20 protein-coding genes and 2 tRNA genes are annotated in these 24,827 nt (G+C 43.4%); 15 read left to right on the top strand and 7 right to left on the bottom strand.

What is annotated here, in order from left to right; genetic code table 11:
• Positions 1-40: 40 nt before the first annotated feature.
• The 4 genes from Q8M62_RS19320 to Q8M62_RS19305 all read left to right on the top strand — a co-directional run bounded on the left by Q8M62_RS19320 (position 41) and on the right by Q8M62_RS19305 (position 1,503).
• Positions 41-838 carry a LuxR C-terminal-related transcriptional regulator gene (locus Q8M62_RS19320; RefSeq protein WP_304900345.1) on the top strand — a complete coding sequence of 266 codons (798 nt, stop codon included), beginning with the start codon at positions 41-43 and terminating at the stop codon, positions 836-838.
• Positions 839-975: 137 nt separating this feature from the next.
• A tRNA-Gly gene (locus Q8M62_RS19315) sits at positions 976-1,048 on the top strand.
• 88 nt (positions 1,049-1,136) lie between these two features.
• Positions 1,137-1,220: transfer RNA gene (locus tag Q8M62_RS19310), tRNA-Leu, on the top strand.
• A gap of 49 nt (positions 1,221-1,269) precedes the next feature.
• Positions 1,270-1,503 (top strand): GIY-YIG nuclease family protein, encoded by a 234-nt coding sequence (locus tag Q8M62_RS19305; protein ID WP_304900344.1) that lies wholly within the window; start codon positions 1,270-1,272, stop codon positions 1,501-1,503.
• A gap of 150 nt (positions 1,504-1,653) precedes the next feature.
• Here the strand turns inward: Q8M62_RS19305 and Q8M62_RS19300 are convergent, their stop codons facing one another.
• From Q8M62_RS19300 to Q8M62_RS19290, 3 genes are all read right to left on the bottom strand, one after another.
• Positions 1,654-2,121, bottom strand: coding sequence for a nucleoside triphosphate pyrophosphohydrolase family protein (locus Q8M62_RS19300; RefSeq protein WP_304900420.1), 468 nt, complete (start codon positions 2,119-2,121; stop codon positions 1,654-1,656).
• An 83-nt stretch (positions 2,122-2,204) separates the two neighbouring features.
• Positions 2,205-2,975 carry a hypothetical protein gene (locus Q8M62_RS19295; protein ID WP_304900343.1) on the bottom strand — a complete coding sequence of 257 codons (771 nt, stop codon included), beginning with the start codon at positions 2,973-2,975 and terminating at the stop codon, positions 2,205-2,207.
• Between the two features lie 194 nt (positions 2,976-3,169).
• Positions 3,170-3,925, bottom strand: a complete 756-nt coding sequence (locus Q8M62_RS19290; RefSeq protein ID WP_304900342.1) for a superoxide dismutase — start codon at positions 3,923-3,925, stop codon at positions 3,170-3,172.
• A gap of 183 nt (positions 3,926-4,108) precedes the next feature.
• Between Q8M62_RS19290 and dapF the strand changes: the two genes are divergently transcribed.
• The 10 genes from dapF (at position 4,109) to Q8M62_RS19240 (ending at position 18,129) form a co-directional block, all read left to right on the top strand.
• On the top strand, positions 4,109-4,882 hold the full coding sequence (dapF, locus tag Q8M62_RS19285) for a diaminopimelate epimerase (protein ID WP_304900341.1): 774 nt from the start codon (positions 4,109-4,111) through the stop codon (positions 4,880-4,882).
• Positions 4,883-4,980: 98 nt separating this feature from the next.
• Positions 4,981-8,361 (top strand): preprotein translocase subunit SecA, encoded by a 3,381-nt coding sequence (gene secA / locus Q8M62_RS19280; protein WP_304900340.1) that lies wholly within the window; start codon positions 4,981-4,983, stop codon positions 8,359-8,361.
• 133 nt (positions 8,362-8,494) lie between these two features.
• The gene (locus Q8M62_RS19275) at positions 8,495-9,037 is read left to right on the top strand and encodes a hypothetical protein (protein ID WP_304900339.1); all 543 of its coding nucleotides are present in this window, start codon (positions 8,495-8,497) and stop codon (positions 9,035-9,037) included.
• Positions 9,018-10,208 carry a M20 family metallopeptidase gene (locus tag Q8M62_RS19270; RefSeq protein WP_304900338.1) on the top strand — a complete coding sequence of 397 codons (1,191 nt, stop codon included), beginning with the start codon at positions 9,018-9,020 and terminating at the stop codon, positions 10,206-10,208. Before Q8M62_RS19275 ends, Q8M62_RS19270 begins: the two co-directional genes overlap by 20 nt.
• 59 nt (positions 10,209-10,267) lie before the next feature.
• The gene (locus Q8M62_RS19265; protein WP_304900337.1) at positions 10,268-11,038 is read left to right on the top strand and encodes a S1/P1 nuclease; all 771 of its coding nucleotides are present in this window, start codon (positions 10,268-10,270) and stop codon (positions 11,036-11,038) included.
• 89 nt (positions 11,039-11,127) lie between these two features.
• Positions 11,128-12,990, top strand: coding sequence for a tetratricopeptide repeat-containing sensor histidine kinase (locus Q8M62_RS19260; RefSeq protein ID WP_304900336.1), 1,863 nt, complete (start codon positions 11,128-11,130; stop codon positions 12,988-12,990).
• Positions 12,991-12,997: 7 nt separating this feature from the next.
• Complete coding sequence (locus Q8M62_RS19255; protein ID WP_304900335.1) at positions 12,998-13,648, top strand: response regulator transcription factor; 651 nt, start codon at positions 12,998-13,000, stop codon at positions 13,646-13,648.
• A 359-nt stretch (positions 13,649-14,007) separates the two neighbouring features.
• Positions 14,008-15,297 (top strand): M20/M25/M40 family metallo-hydrolase, encoded by a 1,290-nt coding sequence (locus Q8M62_RS19250; protein WP_304900334.1) that lies wholly within the window; start codon positions 14,008-14,010, stop codon positions 15,295-15,297.
• 4 nt (positions 15,298-15,301) lie between these two features.
• Positions 15,302-17,167 carry an alpha-amylase family protein gene (locus Q8M62_RS19245; protein ID WP_304900333.1) on the top strand — a complete coding sequence of 622 codons (1,866 nt, stop codon included), beginning with the start codon at positions 15,302-15,304 and terminating at the stop codon, positions 17,165-17,167.
• Positions 17,168-17,328: 161 nt separating this feature from the next.
• Positions 17,329-18,129 (top strand): glycoside hydrolase family 25 protein, encoded by an 801-nt coding sequence (locus tag Q8M62_RS19240; RefSeq protein ID WP_304900332.1) that lies wholly within the window; start codon positions 17,329-17,331, stop codon positions 18,127-18,129.
• Between the two features lie 187 nt (positions 18,130-18,316).
• Here Q8M62_RS19240 and Q8M62_RS19235 read toward each other — a convergent pair whose 3' ends face one another.
• The gene (locus Q8M62_RS19235) at positions 18,317-18,847 is read right to left on the bottom strand and encodes a transposase (RefSeq protein ID WP_304900331.1); all 531 of its coding nucleotides are present in this window, start codon (positions 18,845-18,847) and stop codon (positions 18,317-18,319) included.
• Positions 18,848-19,044: 197 nt separating this feature from the next.
• Positions 19,045-20,172 carry a Fic family protein gene (locus Q8M62_RS19230; RefSeq protein WP_304900330.1) on the bottom strand — a complete coding sequence of 376 codons (1,128 nt, stop codon included), beginning with the start codon at positions 20,170-20,172 and terminating at the stop codon, positions 19,045-19,047.
• A gap of 230 nt (positions 20,173-20,402) precedes the next feature.
• On the opposite strand from Q8M62_RS19230, the gene Q8M62_RS19225 reads away from it, so the two are divergent.
• A complete protein-coding gene (locus Q8M62_RS19225; RefSeq protein ID WP_304900329.1) occupies positions 20,403-21,911 on the top strand; it encodes a sulfatase in 1,509 nt (502 codons plus the stop codon).
• 12 nt (positions 21,912-21,923) lie between these two features.
• Here the strand turns inward: Q8M62_RS19225 and Q8M62_RS19220 are convergent, their stop codons facing one another.
• Entirely contained in the window at positions 21,924-23,090 is a 1,167-nt protein-coding gene (locus Q8M62_RS19220) for a S9 family peptidase (RefSeq protein WP_305668239.1), read from the bottom strand.
• 17 nt (positions 23,091-23,107) lie between these two features.
• Positions 23,108-24,739 carry a sulfatase gene (locus Q8M62_RS19215; RefSeq protein WP_304900327.1) on the bottom strand — a complete coding sequence of 544 codons (1,632 nt, stop codon included), beginning with the start codon at positions 24,737-24,739 and terminating at the stop codon, positions 23,108-23,110.
• Positions 24,740-24,827: the final 88 nt, after the last annotated feature.

The raw sequence follows: 24,827 nt of genomic DNA, 5'->3' as shown, positions 1-24,827 counted from the left end.
ATTCTCATCAGATTTAAACTAACACACACTCTTATTTAAGATGGATAAGGTATTACTCAAAAACCTGAAAAAGCAGGATAAGTATACCAAATTCTTTAAGGAATGGAAGAATCAGGAATTTAAGGGTGAAATAGATGAGCAAAAACTCAAGGACGAACTGGCTACCCTTAGTAAGACTATTGGGATGCAGGAAAGTCTGGTTATTGCATGTTTCGATTACCGAAATCTGAATCTTGCTTTTTTTACGGGAAATGTGGAAAAGCTTACTGGATATCCTGAGTCAATGTTTCGAAACAAAGGCATGGAGACTTCCTTTACGATGATTCATCCGGATGATCGCCCAGAACTTTTCCGATTCCAAAAAATTGTTTTTGATGCATTTCATGGACTTTCTATTCCCGAGCGACATACCTTTGAGTTTTCTTACACCACCCGCTGGGTCCATAGAACTACCCAAGATGTGATATGGATGACATCGAAGGTTAGACCCTATGTGATCGATGAATGCGGCAATTTCATTATGGATTTGCATATCATTGTTCAGCTTTTTACTCCTCCAAAATCCAAAAATTACGATTGGAGTTATACGTATTCCAAGGCCGATGGAACTAGGATATTTGTCAGTAAAAACTCACCTGTGGATAAAGCGGTCAATTTGACTTCAAAAGAGCGTGAAATTGTGGATTTGATTTTGGAAGGAAAAGAATCAAAGGAAATAAGTAAGATTTTGAATATCTCCATAAATACAGTAGCAACCCACCGAAAGAATATACTTCGAAAGCTTGGAGCAAAGAATGTCGGAGAGATGGTAAAGATTTTGGCTTCCTACAATTTTTGAATAGACTGTAAATCAAGGTTCAACGCGGATTTTATAGACATATGAAAAAAAATCCGCCATACTGACTTGTAAAATTATTTTGTGGGCTTACCTTTGCATCCACAATCGCTCAAAAAAAGATTTGAGTAATGACAAAAGCGAGAGTAGCTCAGCTGGTAGAGCACGACCTTGCCAAGGTCGGGGTCGCGAGTTCGAATCTCGTCTCCCGCTCAAAAAAGCCCTTGAAAAAGGGCTTTGTCATTTCAGGACATTTGGAATTTCAAATGGGACTGATCGCTCTACTTAACAAGTAGAGTAAGCCGGGATGGTGGAATAGGTAGACACGCAAGACTTAAAATCTTGTGGGAGCAATCCCGTGCGGGTTCGATTCCCGCTCCTGGTACAATTGAAAAAAGCCTCGCACAATGCGGGGCTTTTTTTTATATTCCTAGGTGTTTACAGTATATGCCATATCGAGTATAGGAAGGTCTTATATCTATGTTGGACTTACTTCCAATCTTGAAAATAGAATTCACCGTCATAATTCAGGTTATGAGCGAACGACTCGGCCCTACTTACCCTTCAAGTTGCTTTATCGAAAGGAGTTTCAGACAAGGCTGGAAGCAAGGGAGCATGAAAAATACCTTAAAACCACAGCTGGAAAGCGAAAATTGCTGAATACTTAAAATCTTGTGGGAGCAATCTCGTGCGGGCCTGCCTGTAGCAGACAGGTTCGATTCCCGCTCCTGGTACAATTGAAAAAAGCCTCGCACAATGCGGGGCTTTTTGTATTTCAGGGATAATCAATTTAAATCGCAAATTACATTTGCTTGTCTTTACTTCTCCAAAATTCCCTTCAAATCTGCAGGTGAATAACCAACAGACTTTAGCGTCTTGTGATCTCCTTCGCGAAAAACAAGGTATAAATCTCCTTCTTTTTCATAGAAACAAGGAGTGCCTTTGTCTTCATAATGTTTGACAGTGGCCATGGCTTCTTCTTCTGTACTGCAAGCCTTACTCATGTTGGAGCGCTGCACTTCGTCAAAAAGGGCTTTGAATTTTTCGCCCAAGCCAAACTCCAGAATTGCTCCAGACAGAACGTATTGAAGGTCACATAGTGCATCGGCTATCTCCACAAGATCCTTATTATCAATCGCTTCTTCCAATTCCTTCAGCTCTTCTGCCAAAAGCGAAATGCGAAGATTACATCTGGTTTCTGAAGGAATTGTAGGCTTAGGAAGGACAGGGTGTTTAAAAGTTTCGTGAAAAAGCGCTACGGAGGTAAGTGACTTAGGATCTTGCATGGAATGAGCTGGTGTGATTTTAGCCTGAAATAAATGAAAAAGACCGGATTTTCCGGTCTTTTTCATTCTATAATTAAAGCTTTTTACCTTCTTCTCAGACTTACTGCAGTTTCCAAATTGCTTTCTATCTTAGAAAAAATGGCCGCATTTCCATCTGGGCTGATTGGGCTGATTTCAATCCTTCCATCTCCATTTGAATCTTTTGCAGTTGCGAAGTCAATGCCTGCAAAGAGTTTGTCCATTTCAAAAACCAACACAACTTCTGAATTTTGATTCACTTCCACCCCTGTTGAGGTTTTAGAGGCTGCTTTGATGACTTTTTCGGATTCTGTCCAAAATTGAGTCAGTTTTCCGTTGATTTGGCCAGTGATCAAAATGGATTTTTGAAACATGGGATCGTTGGCTGTAGCTTCAGTATTCTTATAAAGCTTGAATGTGGCCTCCGTATAGTTTCCTTCTGGTGTATTTCCTTCACCTATTAGACTAAATTGGGATTTGCCAGCGGATATGATAACATTGGACTTTTTAGCAGAAGCAGTTTTTTGAAGACCAGCATTTAGGATAGTTTTTGATTTTAGATTTCCGAGACTGATGTCTGCGCTCAAATCTGCCTTTGCAAAATACTTCATCTCAACGTTTTGTGTTCCAACTGTGAATTGGCTCACAGTGAAAGCCCCTACAGTCACCCTTGCATTGCTTAAGGTTGAGGTTGAAGTGGAAGCTGTAGCTGTCATTTTAGCTTGCGTTTGAGGATCAGTGATTACATCATCATCTTTTTCTCCACATGAACTCAGATAGAATCCACTGGTTAACATTAAACTTAACAGTGCGAACTTTTTCAATACTTTTTTCATAGAACTGTAATTTGATTTCGAAGGCGCTAATACAATTGGAATGCCAACTGCCAAAAAGAAGCTGAAATCAGATAAATAAGGGCTTTTTGCTAAAAAAAAAATGGAATCCTTTAGACTTTTAATAGTTCGGACTAGAAATAATAAAAGGAAGCCATGTGACTTCCTTCTTATTCAAAAATTTATAAATCGAGTGTTTACACCGATTTTTCAAATCGCTCAGCTACTGCACCCCAGTTGACCAATTTCCAAAACGCAGATACATAATCCGGTCTTCTGTTTTGGTAATTCAAGTAATAGGCATGTTCCCAAACATCAAGTCCTAAAATAGGAATGCCCTTTACTTCGGCCAGGTCCATTAGTGGATTATCCTGATTTGGAGTGGAACTCACCACCAATTTGCTGCCTGACTGTACAACAAGCCACGCCCAACCTGATCCGAATCGGGTTTTGGCGGCAGTTTCAAATTGGCTTACAAAATTATCATAGCTTCCAAAAGACGAAGTAATGGCATTCATAAGCTTTCCTTGAGGCTTTCCTCCGGCATTAGGAGCCATGATGCTCCAGAATAGCTCATGATTGTAATGTCCCCCGCCGTTGTTTCGCATCTTTACGGAATAATTGGAGATGTTAGCGAGAACATTTTCCAGGGGCTTGGATGTATCTACACCTTCTTCTTTTGCAGCATCAACTAGGTTAGAAGCATAAGCTGCTGCATGTTTGGTGTAGTGGATTTCCATAGTCTTGGCATCTATATGCGGCTGCAGTGCCGTATAATCATAGGCTAAGGGAGTTTGGGCAAATCCGGTTAAAAAAATTCCGGCAGAAGTTCCTTTTGCTGCTGCGCAGGAGCTTGCTAATATCCCTGTTCCTACCATCCCCACTACAAGCCCTGCTTTGGTGGTATTAGCTAAAAATTCTCTTCGCGAATTGATCTTTTCTGGTGCTTTCATAGCTGTTAAACCTGATAATGGTCTGTTGAGTTCTAATTTGGAGTAAGGAAACTAGGCATAATATGACTTTTTTGAAATTGAGGATCAGACATTAAGTCAGATTTTGTGTCAAGATGGTTAAGTTTACAGTCCATTAGCTCCTTGGTTGAGTTTTTGACAAATAGCCGATGAATTTAACATTTCATGGATATCACCTTTTATAAATATCAGGGCACAGGAAATGATTTTGTTATGATCGATGATCGTGACGAATCTTTTGATCTTCAAAATCTTGATCAGGTCAGTAGGCTTTGTGACCGTAAGTTTGGGATTGGGGCAGATGGATTAATTGCCATTCGGAATCATCCGGACTTTGATTTTGAAATGATCTACTTCAATGCTGATGGAAGTCAAAGCATGTGCGGAAACGGTGCCCGCTGTGCAGCTGCTTTCTCGGCATTTTTGGGAATTGTGGGCGAAAAAACCAAATTTCTGGCCATAGATGGCCCACACGAGGCTGTTTTGGTCAATGATCAAGTAGAATTGCTAATGGGTGACGTGAAAGGAATTGATGCCAAATTGGGCGATTTCTTTGTAAATACCGGTTCCCCCCATCATATCCGATTTGTGGAAAAAGTAGTCGAATATCCGGTTTTTGAAGAAGGAAGAACTGTAAGGTTCGATGCCGCATATTCTCCAGGAGGCACGAATGTGAATTTTGTCCAGCCTTTAGCAAATGACGAAGTATTCGTTCGTACCTATGAAAGAGGAGTTGAGGACGAAACCCTTTCCTGTGGGACAGGAGTTACCGCGGCAGCTTTAGTTTATGGCTCTCAAAATGGGCAAAATCATGTTAAAATCAGTACTCCCGGGGGAAAACTTTCTGTCAAATTTCAGTCTAATCCTGATGGAAGTTTCAGCAAAATCTGGCTTATCGGACCGGCAGTGCAAGTTTTCTCGGGAAAAATTACAATCTAAATCCTTTTTTCAGGCAAGAGGTCTGATTGAAGACGTATTATCAATTCTAACAAAAACGGCTTATTTTTAAGCCCCCAATCGGGAATTTATAGAAAGACATGCTAGATTTTATTGCAAAGGGACTGGCCAAAGTTTTTGGCACCAAATCCGACAGAGATATTAAAGAACTCCTTCCAAAAGTCACCACGATCAACCAGGCATTTGAGGCGTTGAAAGGACTGAGTGACGATCAATTGAGAAGTAAAACTCAGGAAATCAAAGGAATTATCAATGACAGGCTGAAGCCGATTGATGATAAAATTGCGGAGATCAGAGTTCAAATTGATGCTTTACCCACGCAATCTATTCATGAAAAGGATCAACTTTTCAATGAAATAGATAAGCTGGAAAAAGAACGCGATGAGGAACTTGAAAAAGTTCTTGAAGAAGTGTTACCACAGGCCTTTGCTGTAGTAAAGGAAACAGCCAGAAGATTTAAGGAAAACGGAAAACTTGTAGTGACGGCCTCCATGCGGGACCGTGAACTGGCAGTGATCAAGAAAAATGTAGAAATCCAAGGCGATGAGGCCACTTGGCACAACAGGTGGTTGGCTGCCGGTACCGAAGTCATTTGGGACATGGTGCACTATGATGTGCAGCTTATAGGTGGTATGGTGCTTCACAAAGGAAAAATTGCCGAAATGGCGACCGGTGAAGGGAAGACCTTGGTCTCAACACTCCCCGCTTTCTTAAATGCCCTTGCAGGACGTGGAGTTCATATCGTAACGGTCAATGATTACCTCGCCAAGCGTGACTCCGAATGGAATGCCCCACTTTTTGAATTTCACGGATTGACCGTGGATTGTATTGATAAATACCAGCCAAATTCACCGGGCAGAAAGAAGGCGTATGCTTCAGATATTGTCTATGGAACCAACAACGAGTTTGGCTTTGATTACCTGAGGGATAACATGGCCCGCGAGGCTGGAGATTTGGTGCAGGGCAAGCACCATTTTGCCATGGTCGATGAAGTTGACTCCGTATTAATTGATGATGCAAGGACACCATTGATTATTTCTGGCCCGGTACCGCGTGGTGATGTGCATGAGTTTGATGACATGAAACCCCGTGTGGCTGCTTTGGTGGATGAGCAACGGAAGTTGGTCCAGGGATTTTTGTCCAATGCCAAAAAATTAATTTCTGAAGGAAATGAAAAGGAAGGCGGTCTGTCACTTTTTAGGGCTTTTCGAGGAATGCCCAAGTACAAGCCTTTGATCAAATATCTTTCAGAACCGGGGATCCGGGTAATTCTTCAGAAAACTGAAAACTTTTACCTCCAGGACAACAAGCGAAATATGCCGGAAGCGGATGACCCGCTTTTGTTTACCATTGAGGAGAAAACGAATGTGGTTGATCTCACCGATCGTGGGATCGAGACCATGACTACCAAAAATGAGAATCCAAGCTTCTTTATCCTTCCGGATATTGGAGTAGAGATCGCTGAATTGGAAAAATCAACCGATATCGATGATAAAGAAAAGCTGATTCGAAAGGAAGAAGTGATCAAAGATTACGGGGTAAAAGCGCAGCGTATACACACTGTAAACCAGCTTCTGAAAGCATATTGCATGTTTGAGCGGGACACAGAATACATCATTGTCGATGGGAAAATCAAAATCGTAGACGAGCAAACAGGCCGTGTGATGGAAGGACGCCGTTATTCTGACGGTTTGCATCAGGCGATCGAAGCCAAAGAGAATGTAAAAGTAGAGGATGCGACGCAGACCTATGCTACGATTACACTTCAGAACTACTTCAGAATGTACCATAAGCTAGCCGGTATGACCGGTACGGCGGAGACTGAGGCAGGGGAATTTTGGGAAATTTACAAGCTTGACGTAGTCGTAATTCCGACCAATAGGGCCATTGTAAGAAAGGACAGTGAGGACATGGTTTACAAAACCGTTCGGGAAAAGTTCAATGCTGTCACGGATGAAATAAATAAACTAGTTGCTGCCGGAAGACCTGTTTTGGTGGGTACTACTTCTGTGGAAATCTCCGAAGTACTCAGCCGAATGCTGACTTTGAAAAAAATTCCACATCAGGTACTGAATGCAAAACAGCACGCCAGAGAGGCGGATATTGTAGCTGAAGCCGGAAAATCAGGAACGGTGACCATAGCTACAAACATGGCAGGGCGAGGTACAGACATTAAGTTGTCTCCGGAGTCCCGTGCGGCAGGGGGATTGGCGATCATCGGTACCGAGCGACATGAGTCGCGTCGTGTCGACCGTCAGCTTCGTGGTCGTTCCGGTCGTCAGGGAGATGTAGGGTCGTCTCAGTTTTTTGTTTCGTTGGAGGATAGCCTGATGCGACTTTTCGGATCCGAGCGTATCGCCAAATTGATGGACCGCATGGGACTCGAAGAGGGCGAAGTGATTCAGCACAGCATGATCACCAAATCCATTGAGCGCGCTCAGCGTAAAGTGGAGGAAAACAACTTTGGAACCCGTAAGCGACTATTGGAATACGACGATGTGATGAACTCGCAGCGTGAAGTGGTCTACAAGCGAAGAAGAAACGCCCTGAAGGGAGACAGACTGGAGCTCGATATTCTAAACATTCTCTTCGATGTGTGCGAAAGCCTAATCGAAATGGGTAAATCGACAGAGGATCCGGAAAACCTCAGAATGAACATTTTCACCACACTTGGAGTGGATTACCAGATTTCTGAGAATGACCTTAAGTCTAAAGATACCGGTAAATTGACGCAGGAGCTGTACACAGTAGCTTTTGAAAATTACATAAAGAAAAACAGGATAATCAGCGAGACTGCTCTTCCGATTTTCAAAAGAGTACAGGAGGAGCGAGGTGCCACAGTTAAGGATATAATGGTGCCAATCTCCGATGGACTCAAGCAGATTGGGGTGGTTTGTAATCTGGATACAACCATTCAAACTGAAGGTAGGGAGTTGATCAGATCGATCGAAAAGAATGTCTCCTTGGCCATAATTGACCAAAATTGGAAAGAGCATCTCCGAGACATGGATGATCTGAAACAGTCTGTTCAAAATGCTGTTTATGAGCAAAAAGATCCCCTTTTGATCTACAAGTTTGAAGCGTTCGAAATGTTCAAGCGTTTTATAGGCAAGCTGAATGAGGACATGGTATCCTTCCTTTCCCGTGCGGATCTGCCAAAACAAGACCCTGCACAAGTTCAGCAGGCACAAACTCACCGTGCCCCCGAGCCAAAGCTTCAAACGTCAAAAGCAGATGTGGCAAGCTCTTTGAACCCGGGTGCTAATCGGGCTGCTGCTATTGCCGCTCAATCCGGCAGACCAGCCCCACAGGTAGTTGCCCCTAGAAAGGTTGAAAAGACCTTTGGCAGGAATGATAAAGTTGCCGTTCAATACACGGACGGTACTAAGAAGACGGATGTAAAATTTAAAAGTGTCGAGCAAGACATTGCAGATGGCAAATGTGTCCTGATTGATAACTAAGATGAAATCAAGCATGACCCTGCAGTGTCACACAGCGGAATGCCCCGAAAGCTATCGGGGCTGTCATGCGAGATTCCCTGTCCGACTACAGGCGGGCATGTGGCCTTTAAAAAACAAAAAATAAACACATGAAATGAGAAAAATCTGGATAGTTGGGCTTTTCGCTTTAATCTGTAGCTGTAAAATTATCAGACCTTCCTCTGATGGCGGAGCAGTTGCTTATTCCAGCTATCAAGAAGACCTAAGTGGATCTTTACCGCAATTTCCCGACTTTCGTACTGCAGTTGTCGATGTTTCCAGTTCCAGTTCACCCACATCGGTTCGGGCTGTTGATACCGATTTGGATGAAGTTCAACGAAGATTTGCTCAAAAGAATCGGTCTGAAGCGTATTTTAACGGATACACTGTTCTGGTTTTTTCTGGAATTGACCGAAATCAAGCTTTCAAAACCCAGGATGATCTGAGAATTTACTTTTCAGATCTTACGTCCGAAATGCAGTATGAACAACCCAGGTATTTTGTCAAAGTAGGTCAGTTTACCTTTAAAATTGAAGCCCAAAAAGTCTTCTCGCGATTAAAAGGACAATTTCCATCCGCGCGGATTATCCAGGACAGATTTCAGCGAAAGGAATACATGACTCCATCATCCAATCAAAATGCTCCTATCCCAGATTAAATCTTTGGCGAAAGCCTACAAAGAAGAAGTAATTTCCAACCGTCGTCACCTACATGCGAATCCTGAACTTTCTTTCAAGGAATTTAAGACTGCGGAATTTGTGGAGTCAAAACTGAAGGAAATCGGGATTACTGAAATTGACAAAAAAGCGACAACAGGCTGGAGTGCTTTAATAAAAGGCAAAAATCCAGATAAAAAAGTCATTGCCCTTCGCGCAGATATGGACGCTTTGCCGATTATCGAAGCAAATGATGTTCCCTATAAATCCAAAAATCCCGGGGTGATGCATGCCTGTGGACATGATGCCCACACGGCCTCACTATTGGGTGCGGCGAAAATTCTTCATGAAGTAAAGGATCAGTTTGAAGGAACAATCAAGCTTATTTTTCAACCTGGAGAGGAATTGGTGCCTGGTGGAGCCTCTTTGATGATCAAGGACGGAGTGCTTCAAAATCCCCGACCAGACGGAATCTTAGGTCAACACGTCATGCCATTTATTCCTGCCGGGAAAGTTGGATTTCGGCCTGGATTGTATATGGCAAGTACCGATGAACTCTATATCACAGTGAAAGGAAAGGGTGGACATGGCGCCATGCCGGAAACTTTTATTGATCCAGTATTGATTGCATCTCACATGATCGTCGCGCTACAGCAGATCGTCAGCCGAGTAGCCAATCCTAAAATTCCTTCTGTTCTTTCCTTTGGCCGTGTGGAAGCGCTAGGTGCAACCAATGTGATACCTAACGAAGTCAAAATTCAGGGGACTTTCAGGACCTTGGATGAGGCATGGAGGTCAAAAGCCCACGAAAAGATGCTTCAAATTGCGCATGGTATTGTGGAAGGAATGGGAGGTCAACTTGATTTCGAAATTCGTAAAGGTTACCCTTTTCTTAAAAATGAACCGGAATTGACCGCCCGATCGATGGATGCAGCCAGAGAATATCTGGGAGAAGAAAATGTGTTGGACTTGGATATTTGGATGGCGGCAGAGGATTTTGCTTTCTATTCTCAGGAGATTGACGGATGCTTCTACCGACTAGGTACCCGAAACGAAGCCCGGGGAATCATCTCCGGAGTTCATACTCCTACCTTTGATATCGAGGAAGATGCGCTGGAAATCGGTGCCGGGTTGATGGCTTGGTTAGCGGTCTCTGAACTGTCCAAAGGATAATCTTTACCTAACATACGTTGACTGGCGAAGGCTTACCTTCGCTTTTTTAATTACAAAAAATGAAACACTTCAAATCGCTTACACTCACGCTCCTGTTTAGTTTGATGATTTCTCAGGCATTTGCTTGGGGTCAGATTGGCCACTACTTGATCGGCTATATGGCCGAAAAGCAAATGAAAAAATCTACCCGAAAGAAAGTCGAAAGAATTCTCTATCCGATGTCTTTGGGACGAAGTGGGACTTGGATGGACGAAATCAGATCTGACCGAAGTTATGACTTTGCGACTACTTGGCATTATTTAAACTCCAAGAACGGAGAATATGACCCATCAACACAAGAAAAAGGGGGAGATGCTTTTGAGGCAATCCAGCGAATCAAGGCGGAATTAAAAGCAGGTGGACTGGATCCGAAAACTGAAGCAGAAAAACTAAAAATGCTGATTCACATGGTGGAGGATATCCACCAGCCGCTTCACGTGGGCACAGGTGATGACCGAGGAGGAAATGATGTGAAAATTGAGTTTTTCAATCAGCCCACAAATCTTCATGCGCTTTGGGATAGTGGTATGATCGATCGTCAGGGCATGAGTTACACTGAAATCGGCAATGAGCTGTATCGAAGACTTTCTCCGGAGATGAAAGCAACATACCGATCTGCAACCATGGAGGATTGGCTCAAGGAAGCGGTCAGTTATCGCCCGATGGTGTATAACCTTCCGGAGAATAAACGCATCAGCTATCAATACATGTATGAAAATTACAGCATTGCTGAGGAGAGAATGATTGCAGCGAGTGTTCGGTTAGCTCAAATTTTGGAAGAGATCTATTGATATTGAAAAAACTTTTTTGAAAACGGCTTTTGTCTCTTAGGAAGATGAAAGCCGTTTTTTTATATTCAAACTGTTCAGTTTGAATATCAATGTTTCTGCGAATCACCCTTACTGTCATTTGCATAGCCTGCAGTGTTTCTGTCTTTTCTCAAGATTTGGAGAAAAGATTGAGTGACGCACTTCTTGAAAAGGATTCATCAGAATTGATTTTCCGCAGAGAGTTTAACAACCTCAAAACTACACTTGATTCGGGCATTTACTTTTATTACCTAGGGAGATTTGAAAGATCCTCAGGGGAGCGACGAAAAGCAGCCCAAACACTTTTAAAGGCACTTGACTACTTAACCTTGGAGTCAAAACCAGATTTATTTATTTCCTCCTATAACAATCTAACCTATCTTGAGTCCATCTTAGGTGACTGGGATAAGGCAATGAAATTTGGGCAAAAAGCACTCGAAAGCGCCACAATAGCTGGAGATTCCAATAAAATCGGCTATTCCATGGCAGATATTGCCATCGTGTTTCATGATATGGAGGAATATGATAAAGGTGTGGAATATGCCAAAAATGGATATGAAATTCTCAAGTCATTTTCAAAAGCAAACCCGACTACCATATCCTTTGCGCTGAATGCGATTGCAATCAACTTTGATGATTGGAATAAGCCAGATTCAGCATTGTTTTACCACCTCAAGGTATTTGATCTTCTCACAGTTTTGGATAGTTCGGAAATTACAAATACCTACAACAACATCGGAAATACCCTCCTCAAGCAAAATCAATTTGAAGAAGCGCGAAAATGGATCAATGTTGCAAAAAAGTATAACTATGTAAGAGGTAGTCAGTACCACCTTGCTTCCAACTTTACCAATCTTGCCACCATTGCCTATAATTTGAATGATTTTCAGGGGGCAGAAGCCATGATGGATTCTGCTTATAAATATGTAGTAGAAAGTGAATCAAGAGAAAAATTAAGGGACTATCTCTATGAACAATTTCGGTTCCAAAAGAGAAAAGGCGAGCTCAATAAGGCTTTGGACTTTTTGGAAGAATATGCCTTGCTAAAGGATACCATATTCAAAGAAGATCGAGTCAGAATGATCGGTGAAATACAAACACTTTATGAAGTCGAGCAGAAGGAAAGAGAGTTGGCTTATTCCCGAGCTGCATTGGCGGAGAACGAATTAATTGTAAAAAACCGAAATAATCAGCTTTTACTCCTTTTGGTTGCCTTATTATTGATATTAGGCGTGTCATTTTTTATCTATTATCGGCAAAAGAATAAAACCAGGCATCTGGAGCAGGAATCCAAATTGCAGACAATTTATGCTGAGCAGGAAACCCAAAAAAGACTACAAGAGCAGCGAAGTAGAATTTCATCCGACTTGCATGACAATATCGGCGCACAGTTGACTTTTATCGTTTCTTCGCTTAATAACATAAAGTTTGTAGATCTACCCAAAGAAAAACTAGAGGCTAAAATCGATCAAATTTCTGCTTTCACTGTGGAGACAGTAAGCGAACTCAGGGATACCATCTGGGCAATGAATAAGGATTCGATTTCTGTGGAGGATTTGCAAGTGCGTTTGGCCGGTTTGATTTCCAAAGCACGAGAAGCATGTCCTCAGATTGGATTTAAGTTGGAAATTGAAGAAGGTTTACCCCATGATTTACAATTAGGTTCGCTTGAAGGCATAAATTATTTTCGAATTGCGCAGGAAGCGCTAAACAATGCTTTGAAACACGCCGGGGCAACACAAATTGAGATTTTTGTGGGAAAGGAAGGAGATGACCAAATCACTATTTCAGTCATGGATAATGGAAGTGGAATCTCTGAAAGCAAAGTTTTGGGAAATGGGCTTCGAAATATGCGAATCCGTGCTGAGCGGATCGGGAAAGAATTAAGAGTCGAAACTCAATTGAGTGAAGGAACACTAATCACCGTGATATAAAGGGAAGATGTCTATAAAAATCGCCATTGCCGAGGACAACAGCTTTTTGTTGAAAGCCATTCTGGACAAGCTCGGTATTTATCCAGAAATCGAAGTGAAGAGCCATGGGTTTAACGGCCTTGAGCTTTTGGAAAAACTGGAAAAAGATTCAAATGTCCATTTGATCCTCATGGATATCGAGATGCCAAAGCTGAACGGGATTGAGACAGTGGAAAAAGTCACTCAAAAATATCCTCAGATTAAAATCATCATGTTGACCGTTTTCGACGACGACGAAAATATTTTTCGGGCAATTCAGGCCGGGGCAAACGGATATTTTCTCAAAGAAGTAGATCCGCCGACATTATATCAGGGAATACGGGACACCTTGGATGGAGGAGCGGCGATGACTCCCTCCATTGCTTTGAAAACGTTGAAACTGCTGAGAAATCCCCCGCATTTTGAGGAGAAGAGAGAAGAAATTTCCTTGACAGTCCGAGAAATCGAGATTTTAGAACAAACCTCAAAAGGCCTCAATTACAATCAGATTGGAGAAAATCTATTCATTTCTCCGAAAACTGTCCGGAAGCATCTGGAAAATATCTACCAAAAACTTCAAGTGCACAGCAAGCTGGAAGCGGTACAAAAGGCTGTGAAGAATCGGATTATTGAGGGATAAGATGTGGACATGTTCTGAATTGATTTAAAGACTCGTTACCAAATAGCTCGCCCCTTCAGGGCTCTGGTTAGGCGGAATATCTGTATACCCCAAATTGTATTTGGGGCTGACACAGGGCGCGCCTTCAGCGCTATGTATTTATGTTGCAGATGGGGTTAGCGAAGTGCCAACGGCACGTCCTGTACCAGCCCTGTCTGCGTCAGGCAGGCCAGAATTCAATTCTGGGTAAACAAGATGGAATCAGGTTTCAGAGTGCTGAAAGCACGATATGTATTAAAAACCGGCTATGCAAATTTTTCATTTCATTCCAAATCGGGTTTTCTATTGTCCCCTCCCACATTTTCACCTAATTTCCGCTTATGAAAAAATCCGCCCTGCTTCTAATTTTGGTCTTTGTGTCAATCTTGACTTTTGCGCAGCAAAAACTTACTAAAGACGAGCAAAAACTCATCGAGCTGATCGATAAAAACTATAAAGAAACCCTAGCGCTTCTGGAGGAAGTTATCAACATCAATTCCGGATCCCTCAACAAAGAAGGAGTTCGGGAGGTTGGTCGGGTTTTCGAACGGGAATTTCAAAAAATCGGCTTCCAGACCGAATGGATCGATCTCCCTTCCGAGGTTAATCGCGCTGGACATTTTGTGGCTACAAGGAAAGGAGCGAAAGGAAAAAAGCTTTTCCTAATAGGGCATTTGGATACGGTTTTTGAGAAAGATATGCCTTTCACCCCTTTCACTTATCTCAACGACAGCACTGCTACCGGACAGGGAGCAAATGATATGAAGGGTGGAGATGTGTTGGTTTTGGCCAGCTTGAAAGCGCTGCACCAACTGGGGTTACTCAAGGATCGAACAATTACCGTTTATTTCAACGGAGACGAAGAAAGTTCAGGAAATGCGGATATCTCCCGAAAGGATTTTATCGAGCGTGCCAAGCTTCATGATATTGCTTTGGGCTATGAGACTGCGCAAGGATTCTCCACAGCCACTGTAGCGCGCAGAGGAGCGAGTGGTTGGACGTTGAAAACCACAGGAAGACAATCTCATTCAAGTGGAGTATTCAGGGAAGGCGTGGGCTATGGAGCGATCTATGAGGCAGCTCGGATTCTTACTGAATTTCAAGAGACCCTGTCAGGAGAACAATACTTGACTTTCAATCCTGGGCAATTCATCGGAGGATCGGATGTAAGCTTCAATGAAATCAGCGGAACCGGAACCGCTCTTGGAAAGACCAATATCGTAGCTCGCGAGGCTATAGTGACGGGAGACCTACGCTTTTTAGGGGAAGCTCAAAAAGAGGCTGCGCGGGCAAAGATGCGCGAAATTGTAGCCAAAAACCTGAACCAAACCCAGGCCGAAATCCTATTTACAGACGGAATACCCTCCATGGCTCCGACTGAGGGGAATTATGCTTTGGCTGAAACCCTAAACAAGGTCAGTATGGATATGGGCTTTGGACCTGTGAAACCCGGTGACCCCGGAAGTAGAGGTGCAGGCGACATTTCCTATGTTGCAGACTTCATGGATTGCCTTGACGGCTTAGGCGCTTCCGGTACCGGAGCCCATGCACCTGGAGAGACAATTAACATGAAGCAGTTCCCGGATTTGATCAAAAGAAATACGATTTTACTGTATCGATTGACACGATAAGCTGATGAAGAAATTTATAACAGCAGCAGTATTGCTTGCGACGGTTTTTTCCTGTCAAAAGCAATCGCCCGAACCTAGCGAAAACTCAGCCATGAAACCTCAAAAAATCGTACTCTATCAGGTCTTCACCCGACTTTTTGGCAATACCAATACCACTAACAAGCCCTGGGGTACCAAGGAAGAAAATGGCGTCGGAAAGTTTAACGACTTCACTGATATTGCTTTGGGAGAAATCAAAAAACTTGGCGTTTCCCATATATGGTACACCGGAGTGCCCCATCATGGCGTGATTGGATCATTTCCCGAGATTGGAGTCAATTCGGATGATCCCGATGTGATCAAAGGCCGTGCGGGATCCCCCTATGCAGTTCGGGACTACTATCAGGTTAACCCCGACTTGGCAGTGGATGTTACCAAGCGGATGGAGGAATTTGAAGCCTTGATCGCCCGAACGCACAAACATGGTATGAAGGTGATTATTGACATCGTGCCTAATCACGTTTCCAGACATTATGAGGGAAAAAATAATCCGGAAGGCGTCAATGACTTCGGTGCCAAAGATGACAAAACGATAGTCTACGCCCGGGACAATAACTTTTACTATATCCCGGGTCAAAGTTTTAAAGTGCCGGAAGCAAAAAACAACTATAAGCCGCTAGGTGGAGAAAAGCATCAATTTGCGGATGGAAAATTCGAAGAAAACCCAGCCAAATGGACAGGAAACGGATCTAGAAAAGCCCAGCCGGACTTCTATGATTGGTATGAAACGGTCAAGATCAATTATGGTGTCAGCCCCGACGGTCAAAAAGATTTTGACGAATTGCCTGCCGGGGCGGATTCTTTGGACTGGAAAGCGCATTATAATTTCTGGAAAGGGAGAGACGTGCCGGATTCCTGGATAAAGTTTAAGGACATCACGCAGTTTTGGCTTGGAAAGGGAGTAGACGGATTTCGCTTTGATATGGCCGAGATGGTGCCGGTCGAATTTTGGTCTTACCTCAATTCCCACATCAAAAACACCAATTCGGATGCTTTTCTTTTGGCAGAAGTCTACAATCCTACACTCTATCGGGACTATATCCTCAAGGGAAAAATGGACTACCTCTATGATAAGGTAGAACTCTACGATACGCTTAAGCATATCATTCAAGGCACTGGATCAACAGACAATCTCGTTCCGATTCAAGCCGGAAAAGCGGATATCGAAAAGCACATGTTGCACTTTTTGGAAAATCACGACGAGCAGCGGATTGCAAGTCCTGAATTTGCAGGGAATCCATGGAAAGCTATGCCTGCGATGGTGGTATCCGCGACGGTCAGCACAGCGCCCATCATGATTTACTTCGGGCAGGAAGTAGGCGAACCCGGAGCCGAGGGGGCTGGATTTGGAGAACCTTCCCGCACGTCCATTTTTGACTACATCGGAGTACCGCAGCATCAGAAGTGGATGAATGGAGGCAAATTTGACGGAGGACAGCTTTCAGATAATGAAAAAGCACTGCGGAATTATTATTCTGAAGTCCTGAATTTCACTCGAAACAGTCCCGCATTAATGGGTGAATATCTGGAGCTCCACACCTTCAATCGTCATGAAAACCCAATCTATGGCAACAAAGCTTTTGCATTTGCCCGCTGGGATGAAGGTCAAAAACTGATCGTGGTGACTAACTTTGATGAGCTTCAAGGAATCAAAACTACGCTGAAACTTCCTGCCGAACTGCTAAAAGCATGGAACCTGAAAACCGGCGAACGGGAGATCAAAGAGGTGATGTTTTGGAAAAAGAAGACCATGTTGCGAGTGACTGATTCAGGTGGGGAAATTGATTTGGACTTTGGTCCGCTGGAGTCTGCGGTGTTTGAGGTGAGGTGATTTTGTTCCCGCAGATTCCCGCAGAAAAAGTCGCAGACCTGCCGGTAGCAGGCAGGTTTTCACAGATTTTGTTTAGATCACAACATTCAGTTTTTCTTCTAAATGTTTGTTCTAGAGAAGAAATTGGGAAGGTTTTAAATTTAATTGAGTAGAAAACACCTATGCCCCGAAAGAAAAAATACAACCCTTGGCTTTGGATCGCTACATTGATTTTTCTGGTTGCTTTTGGTTCGGGCTATTTGGTTTTCAAATTCCGAAAGCAAATTGAAAGGGGCTTAAGTGACTTTACGCGAAAAGCCCCACCATTCACAGAAGCACTGAAATTTGAGCATGTTTTTTCTAATTTTTCGGAGGGAATTTTAGGTATTGATGTGTCCGAATATCAGGGAAAAATCGATTTCCCCGGTCTACAGCTACAGCTCCAGAACAGACAAATTGAATTTGTGGTGATTCGGGCAACGATGGGAAAAGATGGCGTGGATGCCAGATTTTCAAGGAATTGGGAAGGGTTTCGACCTCTTCCGGTTAGGCGAGGTGCTTACCACTATTACCGTCCCAATGAAAATAGCACACTTCAGGCGCAGAACTTCATCAAAACTGCCAAGCTAAGCTCTGGCGACATGATTCCTGTTTTGGATATCGAGAAGCACAGCACGATTCAGTCCAAGGACAAACTACGGGAAGGATTGAAAAATTGGCTTCAGATCGTGGAAGCCCACTATGGCGTCAAGCCAATGATCTACACAGGAGATCGGTTTTTCTGGGAAGTGCTGCATGACCATGGATTTAATGAATACCCGATTTGGGTGGCCAATTACAACCAAATCGTGGAACCGGAAACTGAAGATTGGACAATCTGGCAATTTTCAGAAAAAGGCAGTTTGCCGGGAATCGGAGAGAAAATAGATTTGAATGTTTTGGAGGGGGGAAAAGAAAGACTTGAGGGACTTTTGATTCAGTAGTCTGCTGCTCGAGGTTTGTAACCTCGAGAATTTATCAAAGGATTTGAAATCCAATTCCAATTAATAGATTAAAAATCTAAGGATAGGGCCTCGAAATTGCAAATTTCGAGGAGCTCAGCTCGCAGCTGCTCGAGGTTTGTAACCTCGAGAACCTATAAAGGGATTTGTAATCTATTTTGAAAGAGCTTTAACCAAAAAATTCCAATTCCAAAAGTCCTCTTCTGGTTCCATAAAAGTCCCCTGCACTGCTTAAAATGTAATCTTCTGGCTTTTCTACTATTCCTGCCCGAACAGGGTTTTCATGGATATATTTCACTTTGGTTTCAAAAAATGGCAGAGAGAAAATTTCCTCGCCATGATATCCACCTTCCCAAAACCAAATTTGGTTCTCGAAAGTAAGTGTCATTTCAAGCCATTTTTTCCGGCTTTCTTGGGTGTTCTCTTGAATGGCTTTGAATATCTTTTTCGCAGTGAATTTGCGAAAGTCCCGAATTACATCGGGGAGATTTTCATTTTTTGCTCTAATGATCAGGTGACTGTGATTGCTCATGATTACCCAAGCAAATATTTCTAGTCCCTTATTTTTTTGACAAAATCTCAAGCTATCCAATAGGATTTCACAATAAATTCTTCTTGTAAACACATCAACCCATTGGTGAACAGTAAATGTCACAAAATGGACTGCTCCTCGATTTTTAGCAACATATTCTTTACCCATAAAAAGTCGGTTTAAAAATGATAGATTAAAAATCTAGTGATAAGTCCTCGAAATTGCAAATTTCGAGGAGCTTTCCGCTGCTCGAGGTTTGTAACCTCGAGAATTTATCAAAGGATTTGTAATCCAAAATTCAATTAATAGATTAAAAATCTAAGGATAGGGCCTCGAAATTGCAAATTTCGAGGAGCAAGGAGCTTTCAACTCCCCAAAATCCGATACAACTCCAGATTCAGGTAATAATGTCCGCCACTTATTTCCCGCTTTTCGCAGATTCCCAGTTCTACGAGTTGATTTAAGTATTGGCGGGCGGTGTTTTCCGCATAGAGTTTTTTGTCCACCAGATGCTTGACTTTGGTAAAAGGTTGGGTGAAAATGGCCTCCAAGATCGATTCGGGTCGTGCGATGCTGGTTTCCTTTTCCAATACCTGAAGAATGGCTTCTTTGGCATCAAGGATATCGGTGATTTTTTGAAAAGTATCCAAAGCCGTCTGCTCAATCCCCCGAAACAGGAACAGAAACCACTCCTTCCAAGCTGCCCGATGGGTCACTCCGGCGAGGTTGGCGTAATACTGATCTTTTTCCCTTAAAATGTATTTGCTCAAATAGAGAATAGGTAAATCCAGCAATCCACTTTGAACCAAGTAATGGATGTTGAAAATCCGCCCTGTTCGGCCATTTCCATCACGGAAAGGGTGAATCGCTTCAAATTGCAAATGTGCAATCGCCACTTTGATCAAGGGATCGAGTTCAGGATTCTGGGTCTGATTGACAAACTGTACCAGATTCCCCATCAAATCTTCCAATACACCTTCGCCCCGTGGAGGAGTATAGATGGGTTTGCCGGCATTCGGTCCGGATCCACCCTGCCGGATGTAAGTCTGCGCAAACGGCTTTCGCAGGCCATCGGAATATTGGGTGGTCGTTCGATAGATTAATTCGAAGTATTCCAAATCGAAGGTTTGCCGTTGATCAAGATATTCCTGTCCGGACCAGATAGATTCCCGATAGCGCAAGACCTCTTTTGCAGGTCCTTGGATTTGGGAAGATTCATCACTGAAAGCCTTGTACAATTCATCATCCGTGGTGAAAATATGCTCGATTTCACTCGATGCTTTTGCCTCTTGCAAACTGATCGTATTGACCAGAATCCCCTGATTTGGAATAGCAATGCTGCGACCTTGAAGCTTTCCAAGTGCAGCCTTTGCTTTTCCCAAACTCTCAAAAACATCTAAATCCCTGTAAAACGAAGCATCAATTGGAAGTTTCGGGAGGTTATTCCAAGGAAGTGTTCGGTCTGGGTTGATTCGATAAAGCTGATCTGACATTAAAATTCCTTTATTTTAATGTAAGGTAGATAATCTGACCTTAAATTCAATACATATTTCGAGATTTAACATTAAAAAATGGAAAAAATAAGGTGAGCGTGGTTTTTAGACCTCAAATGTGAGGTCTAAAATGGTATTAGCCTCAAAAAATAGGAATTTTGAGGTTCGATTTACCTTTGTCAACCTCTCTTTTTCAAGTAACTTATGTGAGTTTCCCAAAATGACTTCTTATGAAATTGATCGGATTTGCTCTGCTTTTATTCCTTTTTCCCTTCCAAAAGCCAATAGAGAGCAATCCGCCAAATATCCTCTTTCTTATAGCGGATGACTGGTCTTATCCACATGCGGGAGTTTATGGCGATCCGATAGTTCGTACGCCTACCTTTGATTGGCTTGCTAAGGAGGGCGCACTTTTTACTCACGCATTCACTGCCTCGCCATCCTGCTCACCATCTCGGGCGTCGATTTTATTGGGTCGATATCCTCATCAAAATGGCGATGGAGGTAACCTTTGGTCTGAGTTCCCAAATGTCCATCCCACCTACGTTCAGATTCTGGAAGCAAATGGCTATTTCTCCGGTTCCACACGAAAAGGATGGGGACCGGGAGAACATAAAGTCACAGGTTTTGCCAATAACCCTGCTGGGAAATCCTTTGATGATTTTGCCACATTTCTAAATGAAAAGCCAAAAGATCAGCCTTTTACTTTTTGGTTTGGGAGCTCAGACCCCCACAGGGAATATGTGACAAACACAGGAATCCAATCGGGAATGAACCTTCGGGATGTAATTGTCCCTGGTTTTTTTCCCGACAATGATTGTGTGCGAAATGATATTTTGGATTACTACTTTGAGATCGAACGATTTGATCGGGAAAGTGGTCAACTCATCGCGTTGCTGAAGGAAATGGGTGAATTGGATAACACGATCGTCGTGATGACTAGCGATAACGGGATGCCATTTCCTCGGGCAAAAGCTAATCTTTACGATTACGGAACCCGAATGCCTCTGGTCATACGCTGGCCTGAAAAGATCAAACCCGGAACAGTAGTCGATGAGTTTGTGAATTTTGTGGACTTTGCTCCAAGTTTTGTGGAAGCGGCAGGTTTGAGTCAAAGTAGCATGTCAGGCCAATCTCTCTGGGGACTGTTATCAGGGGAAAAGCAGGAAAGAGCACAGGTATTTCTTGAGCGGGAACGCCATGCCAATGTGAGAAAAGGCAATTTGAGTTACCCGATGCGAGGAATTCGCGATCAGGATTATTTGTATATCTGGAACCCAATGCCTGAGCGCAATCCAGCAGGGGATTCCACTGTCCATCAATCCGTAGGTCAATTTGGAGACGTGGATCATTCGATCACCAAATTTTTAATTATGGAACTGGCGGGGAAAGCTACAGAAGGCAAGCCGGATCTATTCAATTTGAGCTTTGGCCAACGGCCCGAAGAGGAACTCTATGATGTGAAAAATGATCCATATCAACTGAATAACCTAGCTGCTGACCCTGCACTTTCTTCCATTAAGACGAGGCTGAAATCTGAGTTGCTCCAATGGATGACAGAAACCGGTGATTTGCGGGCTGATTATCCACGCTCGACGTTTTGGGATGAAGTTCGGTATACGCCAACGTACCAAATGACAGATGCTGATGTTTCGCAAAAAATCAAAGAATACCGGATTATGACACCTTTTGGCACTGCTTCGCAAAAGGGGATTCCGTGCTTATCGGAATCAAACTGACAGTCTTTAATTCTATTTTAGATTCAAATACCTGATCACCGCCTCCTCCCCTTTCAGCGCATTTGAAGGAATCGGAGTCTGCTCATTGAACACCCGCAATTCATCTGCAGAAAGTAGCGTCACAAAGCTTTCATCAAATCCATCCTGATAGGGTGGTATCCGACCCGCATTCAGGCCCAGGTAATGACCGAAGAAATTGTAAACCGCCGCCCGCTTATTTTTTCCATAGTCATGCCGCTCTCCAGGTAAGTGGACATTATCTGTTCTACTTTCTGCGTCGAAGGAGGCATATACTTTTTGGACATAGGGAAATTCAATTCTCGGTGTGTTTTTCGTCCAATCTCCACCATCCGAAACCAACAACATTGGCCTTGGCGCTGCCAAAGCTGCGATTTCCACATTGTTGGTTTGGTGATGCTCACTTTTGTGAATGGGCATCCCGCTTTCGCATTCACAGCCGCCAAAGAAGTATGCGGAAACCATCACCACAGGCGCAGAGACGGTGATCCGTGGATCCAAAGCTGTGATCAGGATCGTCTGGGTACCTCCTCCGGATTCTCCTGTTACCCCGATTCGCTCGGGATCCACATCGGGGCGGGAAATCAGGTAATCAAGTACCCGCTGGGAATTATAAGTTTGGATCGTTAGTGCGATAGGAATCTTGTGATCAACCTGCTTGGAGTCACCATAACCAATCATATCATAAGCAAATACCACAGCGCCCATACGGGCAAAGGCCGCACTGCGCTTTTGCATACTTTCCCCAAATCTTAAATCCGGTCCATGGCCATGAACACTGAGGATGCCTGGATTTTTCTGAAAAGGAGTTGGGTTCAAAGGACGATAAAGATTCCCTGTGATAAAGAATCCAGGAAAACTCTCAATGGCAATGTTCTCGACAATGTATCCATCCATTTCGCGTGTGCTGTGGATGATGGGGTTAAAGGATGGGGTTCGAAGAGGCATTTGCTCCAGCTTCATTCCGTCAATAATTCCTTTCCGGATCATTTTGGCCCTTCTTTCCCAATCCGCTTGACTGGACCATTCCGATGCAGTTTTTTTCATAAAAACGGCAGCCTCATCCTCTGTCCAATAAGCTCCTTGACAAAGCATGTTTTCCTGAGCAAAAATGGCGTTGCTCAACCAGAAGAGGAAATACAAACTCATTACCTTTTTCATAAATACGGTCGTCAAAATCATTTCAGGATTAGTGCAATTTCACTTGGTTCAAAGCCGATCCGATGAGCATTCACATAGAGCGAATCTCCGGGGTTACCTTCAAAAGGTCCAACGTAAACTTTCCAACCTACATTTTTTGATTTTCTGTAAGCAATAGAAGCACTTGATGTAGCCGAACTTAAGGTTACTTTTCCATTTTCAAATTTGACTTGGGCAGGTTCGGTGGTCGGTGCTCCATCCTTCCCTCCCCACCAGTTTCGGACCATTTCCATTTCGTTCAAGGCACCCATATCTCCATATTTAGCAATCCAATCTTCATGTGCTTTGCGAAGCTCAGTGAGCTTTCCGGAATACTCTGGATTGCCTGCCAGATTATTAAATTCCCATGGGTCGGATTTGGTATCGTAGAGTTCTTCATCAGGCTTGGATTTGGCAAACCATCGCGCTTGATTCTTGTCAAGAAGCCCTTTTTTATTCAAATCCAAAAGATGAACCATCAGCGGATTCTGAAGCCGATACTGAACATTTTGATAGTTAGGCTTCTCCGGCATGTAATTTCGGATGTATTTGAACCGGCCGTCGCTGACAGCACGGACTCGATCATATTCGGAGTCCATGCGATCCCGGGCGGCAAAGCTGTATTTTCTGGGGTTTTCAGCTTTTTGGGATCCGAGGAAAGCTTGCCCTTGCATACTTTCCGGAATAGGAATTCCAGCCAATGAAAGCAAGGTTGGAGCAAAATCCACAAAGCTGATCAGCTCCTCCGATTGAGTTCCTCCATCCAGAAAAGGAGCTTTGATCAACAGTGGAGCCCGCAAACCCCGATCATACAACTCTCTCTTATAATACGGCATCCCGTCTCCATGATCAGAGTAGAAAAAAATAATTGTGTTTTCGTACAATCCATCTTCTTTCAACTGTGCGATGACTTCACCGACCTGCATATCCATTCGCATGGCGTTGGTGATAAATCGAGCCAAAACATGTCTTGTAATCGAGTCATCAGGATAAACTGGAGGAACCTTTACGTCTTTTGGATCTACCAACAGCTCTTCATTGGCACGCACCCAAACCTGAGATTCGTGGCTTATCGTGAAATTGAAAATTGCGAAAAATGGCTGATTTGGATCGGGTCGGTTACGATAATGAGCTTTGGGACTGCTTTCGTCCCACATCGTTACCGGGCTTTTAAACTGATAGTCTTCTTTGGAATTATTACTTGTGTAATACCCTGCCATTCGGAGTAGCTCGGGATAGGTTTTCATACCCTCAGGAAGAACAGTAGAATATCCCTTGAATCCGGTTGGATAAGCATCACCTGCGGCTGCTGATGGGGCAAGTGTTCGCATGTGCATGGCGCCGATGGAAGTTTGATACGCTCCTGTGATCAGTGCCGCGCGGCTTGGCGCACATACTCCCGCTGTTGCAAAAACTTGATTGTACTGCACTGATTCAGCCGCTAGGGCATTCAAAAATGGAGTTTTCCCACCTGTGCCGCCATAGGTTTCCAAATGCTCGGGGGACAAATCCTCACATACGATCCAAACTATGTTTGGCTTTTCCGGATATTCGGGTTGTTTGATTTCCGTAGGGGTGCCTTTGCAGGCAAAAAACAGGACAGCGAACAGAGGAAAGAGGCGAATCTTCATAGGTTGTGGCTTTATTGATTTTTAAAAGATAGACTTTAATTTAAAAAAATCTGTCCTATTGGGTCATGGGAATACCTACTTCTTCCAT

Origin of the sequence: Algoriphagus sp. (assembly GCF_030694375.1) — a bacterium.
Lineage (GTDB): Bacteria > Bacteroidota > Bacteroidia > Cytophagales > Cyclobacteriaceae > Algoriphagus.
Note: the sequence above shows the minus strand (reverse complement) of the source record. Positions and strands in the feature narration are given on the sequence as shown.